Annotated in this window: 9 protein-coding genes; all 9 read left to right on the top strand. The window is 70.9% G+C overall.

Annotated features, from left to right (window positions below; all coding sequences use genetic code 11):
• Window positions 1-82: 82 nt before the first annotated feature.
• Window positions 83-1,018, top strand: a complete 936-nt coding sequence (gene ligD, locus ACWEN3_RS40145) for a non-homologous end-joining DNA ligase (protein WP_452981776.1) — start codon at window positions 83-85, stop codon at window positions 1,016-1,018.
• Between the two features lie 45 nt (window positions 1,019-1,063).
• Window positions 1,064-1,435 (top strand): gas vesicle protein GvpO, encoded by a 372-nt coding sequence (locus ACWEN3_RS40140; RefSeq protein ID WP_452981774.1) that lies wholly within the window; start codon window positions 1,064-1,066, stop codon window positions 1,433-1,435.
• A 67-nt stretch (window positions 1,436-1,502) separates the two neighbouring features.
• Window positions 1,503-1,922, top strand: a complete 420-nt coding sequence (locus tag ACWEN3_RS40135; RefSeq protein ID WP_452981771.1) for a gas vesicle structural protein GvpA — start codon at window positions 1,503-1,505, stop codon at window positions 1,920-1,922.
• Window positions 1,919-2,683, top strand: coding sequence for a GvpL/GvpF family gas vesicle protein (locus ACWEN3_RS40130; protein WP_452981769.1), 765 nt, complete (start codon window positions 1,919-1,921; stop codon window positions 2,681-2,683). Before ACWEN3_RS40135 ends, ACWEN3_RS40130 begins: the two co-directional genes overlap by 4 nt.
• 30 nt (window positions 2,684-2,713) lie before the next feature.
• The gene (locus ACWEN3_RS40125; protein ID WP_452981766.1) at window positions 2,714-2,971 is read left to right on the top strand and encodes a gas vesicle protein GvpG; all 258 of its coding nucleotides are present in this window, start codon (window positions 2,714-2,716) and stop codon (window positions 2,969-2,971) included.
• A 2-nt stretch (window positions 2,972-2,973) separates the two neighbouring features.
• Window positions 2,974-3,618, top strand: coding sequence for a DNA primase (locus tag ACWEN3_RS40120; RefSeq protein WP_452981779.1), 645 nt, complete (start codon window positions 2,974-2,976; stop codon window positions 3,616-3,618).
• The gene (locus ACWEN3_RS40115) at window positions 3,615-4,736 is read left to right on the top strand and encodes an SRPBCC family protein (RefSeq protein ID WP_452981763.1); all 1,122 of its coding nucleotides are present in this window, start codon (window positions 3,615-3,617) and stop codon (window positions 4,734-4,736) included. The genes ACWEN3_RS40120 and ACWEN3_RS40115 overlap by 4 nt, the downstream gene beginning before the upstream one ends.
• Window positions 4,733-5,068, top strand: coding sequence for a gas vesicle protein (locus tag ACWEN3_RS40110; RefSeq protein ID WP_452981761.1), 336 nt, complete (start codon window positions 4,733-4,735; stop codon window positions 5,066-5,068). Before ACWEN3_RS40115 ends, ACWEN3_RS40110 begins: the two co-directional genes overlap by 4 nt.
• On the top strand, window positions 5,065-5,493 hold a 429-nt coding region (locus tag ACWEN3_RS40105; RefSeq protein ID WP_452981759.1), incomplete at its 3' end, for a GvpL/GvpF family gas vesicle protein. The genes ACWEN3_RS40110 and ACWEN3_RS40105, both read left to right, overlap by 4 nt.

Here is a 5,493-nt window from a genome sequence, read left to right as displayed (position 1 = left end):
GTCGCCGCCGTACTGCTGGTGCTCGGCGTGGGCACCGGGGTCTGGTACATCAACTCCGTGCAGTTCTGGAGGCGGTCGTGCGATGAGCGGCGGCGACGCCCGGGCCATACGGGCGGGGCGCCGCACGGTGGAGATCCGGCGGCCGGGGAAGGTCCTCTTCCCCGGCCGCGGGGGCGCCAGGGAGTACACCAAGGCCGATCTCGCCGACTACTACCAGTGCGTCGCCCCTTACCTGCTGCCACATGTGCGGGGCCGTCCGCTGATGCTGGAGCGCTGTCCCGACGGCATCGACGGGCAGCGTTTCATGCAGAAGAACGTTCCGGAGCACTATCCGGACTGGATCACCCGCGCCGAGGTCGCCAAGGAGGGCGGCACGGTGACGCACGTCGTGTGCGACGACACCGCCACCCTGCTGTACCTCGCCGACCAGGCCTGCCTCACCCTGCACCGCTGGCTGTCGCGCACCGACCGCGCCGGCGGTCTCGACCACCCCGACCGGCTGGTCCTCGACCTCGACCCTCCCGGCGACGACTTCGCCCCGGTCCGCGAGGCCGCCGCCTGGCTGCGCGAGCTGCTGGACCAACTCGGCCTGCCCGCCGCCCCGATGACGACCGGCTCGCGGGGGCTGCACCTCGTCGTCCCCCTCGACGGCCGTCACGGCTTCGACGAGGTACGGCAGTTCGCCCATGACCTCGCCGAACTCGCCGCGGCACAGCACCCGGAGCGGCTCACCACCGCCGTCCGCAAGGACGACCGCGGGGGCCGGCTCTACCTCGACGTGCAGCGCAACGCCTACGGCCAGACCGTCGTCGTCCCCTACACGGTCCGCGCCCGTCCCGGCGCCCCCGTCGCCGTGCCGCTAGCCTGGGAACAGCTGGACGACCCCGGGCTCGACGCCCGCCGCTGGACCGTCGCCGACGCCGTGGAGCAGGCCCGCAGCGATCCCTGGGCCGGCCTGCCGGTTCGCGGCCGTGGCCTGGGCCCGGCCCGGCGCCGACTCGCGGACATGCGCCCCTGAATGTTTGGTCAGAGCATGAGCGGCCACCCGCAGAGGGAGGTGGCCATGTCGAACACACACCGCACATCACAGTCACAGAGTTCACAGAAGGCACAGAACTCGCAGGAGAAGGACGAGCCCGAACACCGCGAGACGGACGACCGGCGGGCGACCCCCATGGAGGTGCTGCGCCAGGCGCGCAGCCAGCTCGCCGAGCTGACGGGACTCGTCCCCGAGACCGTGTCCTCCTTCGAGCAGACCGAGGACGGATGGTCGCTGGAGGTGGAGGTCCTGGAGCTCCCGCGGGTTCCCGAAACCATGAGCCTGATGGCGAGCTACCAGGTGGAACTCGATTCCCAGGGGCAGCTCACCGGCTACCGGCGCGTTCGCCGCTACGAACGCGGACGGGCCGACGCGCGTCGACCCGGCGGCCACTAGGCCGCCCGTCGTACCGCGACCACGAACTCACCGTGGCACCCACTACTCATAAGGAGGAACGGCTGGCATGACTGTTGTCCCGGCACAGCAGACCGGCGGCGGAGGCGGCTCCAGTGGTCTCTACGACGTACTGGAGCTGGTGCTCGACCGAGGGCTCGTGATCGACGCCTTTGTGCGCGTCTCCCTGGTCGGCATCGAGATCCTGAAGATCGACGTCCGGGTCGTCGTGGCCAGTGTCGACACCTATCTGCGCTTCGCCGAGGCCTGCAACCGCCTCGACCTGGAATCCGGCCCGCACAAGAGCCCCGGGCTGCCGGACCTCGTCGGTGAGGTCACCGAGTCCGGCGCCCGCGGCAAGACCAAGGGTGCTCTGTCCGGCGCCGCGCAGACCGTGTCCGACGCCTTCAAGCAGGCCCGCGACGAGGGTGAGGCCGAACCCCGGCGTCCCCGCAGGAGCACGGCCCGCCGGAAGGAGGAGCAGGAGTGAGCACCTACGTCTACGGGATCACGGCCCGATCGCACCCGGCGCTTCCGGAGGGCATGACCGGCGTGGGCGAGCCCGCCCGGCAGGTCCGGGTCATCACGTCGGGCGAGCTGACCGCCCTGGTCAGCGACGCCCCCGAGGACCTGCGCCCCAAGCGCCGGGACCTGCTCGCGCACCAGAACGTGCTCGCCGAGACCGGCGCGGCCGGCTGTGTGCTGCCCATGCGGTTCGGCAACGTGGCTCCCGACGACGACACCGTCACCCAGGTCCTCGACGAGCGCTCGGACCACTACCTGGAGCGCCTCAAGGCCCTGGACGGCAAGGTCGAGTACAACGTCAAGGCCAACCACGTCGAGGAGGCCGTGCTGCACCTCGTGATGGCCGAGAACACGGACATCCGGGCCCTCGCGGAGGCCAACAGGAAGTCGGGCGGCGGAAGCTACGACGACAAGATCCGCCTCGGCGAGCTGGTCGCCGCCGCCGTCAAGGCCAAGGAGGCCGAGGACGCGGCCCTGGTGCAGAACCTGCTGGAGCCGGTCGCCGCCGCGGTCAGCTCCGGACCGCAGTCCACCGGCTGGCTGCTCAACGTCTCCTTCCTGGTGGCCCGGGATGCGGCCCAGGACTTCGTGGCCGCCGTCGAGCGGGCCCGCGGCGACCACGCCCACGTGGAGCTGCGCGTCAACGGCCCGCTGCCGCCGTACAGCTTCGTCGAGCCCGGACCCGCCCAGCCGGCGGGCCCCGAGACCGACGCCCAGCCCCTCTAGCGGGGCGGGCCCGAGCGGAAGGAGGACCGCATGGGACTGATCAGCGAGGTGCTGCTGCTGCCCTTCGCACCGGTGCGCGGCAGCGCATGGGTGATCGAACAGGTGCTCCACGAGGCGGAACGGATCTACTACGACCCCGCCACCGTCCGGGCCGAACTCGCCCGCCTCGAAGAGCAGCTGGAGGCGGGCGAGATCACCGAGGAGGAGTTCGACCGGCTCGAGGACGAACTGCTCGACCGGCTGGAGACCGCGATGCACTCCGGCGAAACCACAGGCAACGGGACGTGATGATGAACCGAACGGCACTGGGCCTCGCCATAGGGGCCGGATACTTCCTGGGACGCACCAGGAAATTGAAGATGGCGGTCGCGGTCGGCTCCCTGGTCGCCGGAAAGAAGCTGAACCTCAGCCCGAAGATGCTCACCGAGCTGGTGGGCCAGCAGCTGAAGAACAATCCGGAGTTCAAGGTGATCGGCGACCAGCTGCGCGAGGACCTGCGGGGGGTCGGCAAGGCCGCCTCCGGAGCCATGGTCGAGCGGCAGATGAACTCGCTGGCCGACCGGCTCCACGACCGCACCTCACAGGTGCGCGGGGAGCTCACCGGAGCGCTGCCGGGGACCGGGTCCGACGAGGAGCCGGACGAGGACGAATCCGAGGCGCGTGACGAGGACGAGTCCGAGGCGCGTGAGGACGAGGACGACGAGGGCCGCGGGGCCCGCCAGGGCGCATCCGGCGGGAACACGGCGCGCAAGACGGCCAAGAAGGCCCCGGCGAAGAAGGCGCCCGCGGGCAAGAAGGCCGCGGACAGGAAGACGGCCCCCGCGAAGAAGGCGGCGGCCAAGAGGACCGGAGCGGCCCGCAAGGCGGCCGCACAGCGGACGGCCGGCGCCCCCGGCGCGGGCGCCCGCAAGTCGAAGGGCGGCGACGACCGATGACCGACACCCTCGGATCGGCCACCTCCGCGGCCGGCAAGGCCACGGGCGCGGCGAAGGACAACCCGCTCACCGACCTCGCCCACAGCGAGGCAGCCGACCGGCTGAAGGAGGAGGCGCAGGAGTATCTGGCCGCCCAGGCGCAGAAGATGCTCACCGGACTCGGCCGCAAGCTCGGCGAGACCACCCTCAAGCTGAACGACATCGCCGAGGGCAACAGCCCGGGCTTCGCCAAGCTGGCGCTGGAGGGCGGCCGCAAGCTCGCCGAGGGCAAGGGTCCGCTGCGCTCGGCGCTGGAGATCGGCGCCTCCCGTGCCAAGGACAACGTGGTCGGGGCGCTCAAGAACCTCGGCGGCGGCAAGGGCAAGAAGAAGGGCGGCGGGGGCAACAAGCCCACCGTCATCATGGAGTTCATCGACGTGGGCGTGCCGCTGCGCACCGCCTACGACCAGTGGACCCAGTACCAGGACTTCTCCAACTGGGCCAGGGGCGTCAAGAGCGCCAGCCGCGCCGGCGACACCGACTCCGACTGGCAGGCCAAGATCTTCCTGTCCAGCCGCAGCTGGAAGGCGCACACCACCGAGCAGATACCGGACTACCGCATCCAGTGGACGTCCGAGGGCGCGAAGGGCAGCGTCAAGGGTGTCGTCACCTTCCACCCGCTGGCGGAGAACCTCACCCGGGTGCTCCTCATCATGGAGTACTACCCGAGCGGCCTGTTCGAGAAGACGGGCAACATCTGGCGCGCCCAGGGCCGCCGGGCCAGGCTGGACCTGAAGCACTTCGCTCGCTTCATCTCCTTGAAGGGAGAGGCGGAGGACGGCTGGCGCGGTGAGATCCGCGACGGCGAGGTGGTCCGCAGCCACGAGGACGCGGTCGCCGAGGAGGAGCAGGAATCCGAGGACACCGAGGAGCCCGAGGGGTCCGCCGCCGAGGACGAGGAAGAGCCGGAGGAGTACGAGGCCGAGGACGAGGCCGCCGGCGACGAGGAGGAGTACGAGGAGGAGCCTGAGGAGTACGAGGACGAGGAGGAGGGCCGGTACGAGGACGAGCCCGAGGAGGACGAGTACGAGGACGAGGAAGAAGAGCCCCAGCACGCGGAGCGCGGGAGTCGTCGATGACGACGCCCAGTCGGTTCCCCGAGCCGTACGGCCACAGCTCGGGGGCCAACCTCGCCGACATCCTTGAGCGCGTCCTCGACAAGGGTGTCGTCATCGCGGGTGACATCCGGATCAACCTGCTCGACATCGAACTGCTCACCGTCAAGCTGCGGCTCATCGTCGCTTCGGTGGACAAGGCCAAGGAGATGGGGATCGACTGGTGGGAGAGCGACCCGGCCCTCTCCTCCAAGGCCCGCCGGGACGAGCTGACGCGGGAGAACGCCGAGCTGAGAGAGCGGCTGGCCCGGCTGGAGGAGCTGGAAGCGGGTCACGTGACGAAGGAGGCGCCATGACCGGGCTGCGGTACGTCTACGCCGTCTGCCGCCCCTTCGGCACGCCCCTGCAGGCCCAGCTCACGGGCATCGGGGGCGCTCCGCCGGCGCTGCTGCACCACCACGATCTGATCGCGGTGGTCAGCACCGTCCCGGAAGCCGACTTCCGGGAGGAGGCGCTCAAGGCCCACCTCGAGGACCTGGACTGGCTGGCCGCGACCGCCCGCGCCCACCAGGGCGTGATCGACGCGCTCACCACCGTCACCACCCCCTTGCCGCTGCGGCTCGCGACCGTCTTCCGGGACGACAGCGGGGTGCGCACGATGATCGAGGCGCGCGAGGACGACTTCCGGCGGGTGCTGGACCGGCTGGAGGGCCGGGTGGAGTGGGGGGTGAAGGTGTACGCGGAGGCCACCGCGGCCGCCGAGCCCGTCGCCCCGGCCGCG

The sequence above is a fragment of the Streptomyces sp. NPDC004561 genome (genome assembly GCF_053602155.1).
The sequence above is the reverse complement of the archived record's forward strand: the minus strand, read 5'-3'. Positions and strand labels throughout refer to the sequence as shown.

Bases quoted from the DNA above. Each gene is read 5' to 3' on its own strand.
- ACWEN3_RS40125 (WP_452981766.1), top strand. From the start codon at position 2,714: ATGGGACTGATCAGCGAGGTGCTGCTGCTGCCCTTCGCACCGGTGCGC.
- ACWEN3_RS40110 (WP_452981761.1), top strand. From the start codon at position 4,733: ATGACGACGCCCAGTCGGTTCCCCGAGCCGTACGGCCACAGCTCGGGG.
- ACWEN3_RS40115 (WP_452981763.1), top strand. From the start codon at position 3,615: ATGACCGACACCCTCGGATCGGCCACCTCCGCGGCCGGCAAGGCCACG.
- ACWEN3_RS40140 (WP_452981774.1), top strand. From the start codon at position 1,064: ATGTCGAACACACACCGCACATCACAGTCACAGAGTTCACAGAAGGCA.
- ligD (WP_452981776.1), top strand. From the start codon at position 83: ATGAGCGGCGGCGACGCCCGGGCCATACGGGCGGGGCGCCGCACGGTG.
- ACWEN3_RS40120 (WP_452981779.1), top strand. From the start codon at position 2,974: ATGAACCGAACGGCACTGGGCCTCGCCATAGGGGCCGGATACTTCCTG.
- ACWEN3_RS40135 (WP_452981771.1), top strand. From the start codon at position 1,503: ATGACTGTTGTCCCGGCACAGCAGACCGGCGGCGGAGGCGGCTCCAGT.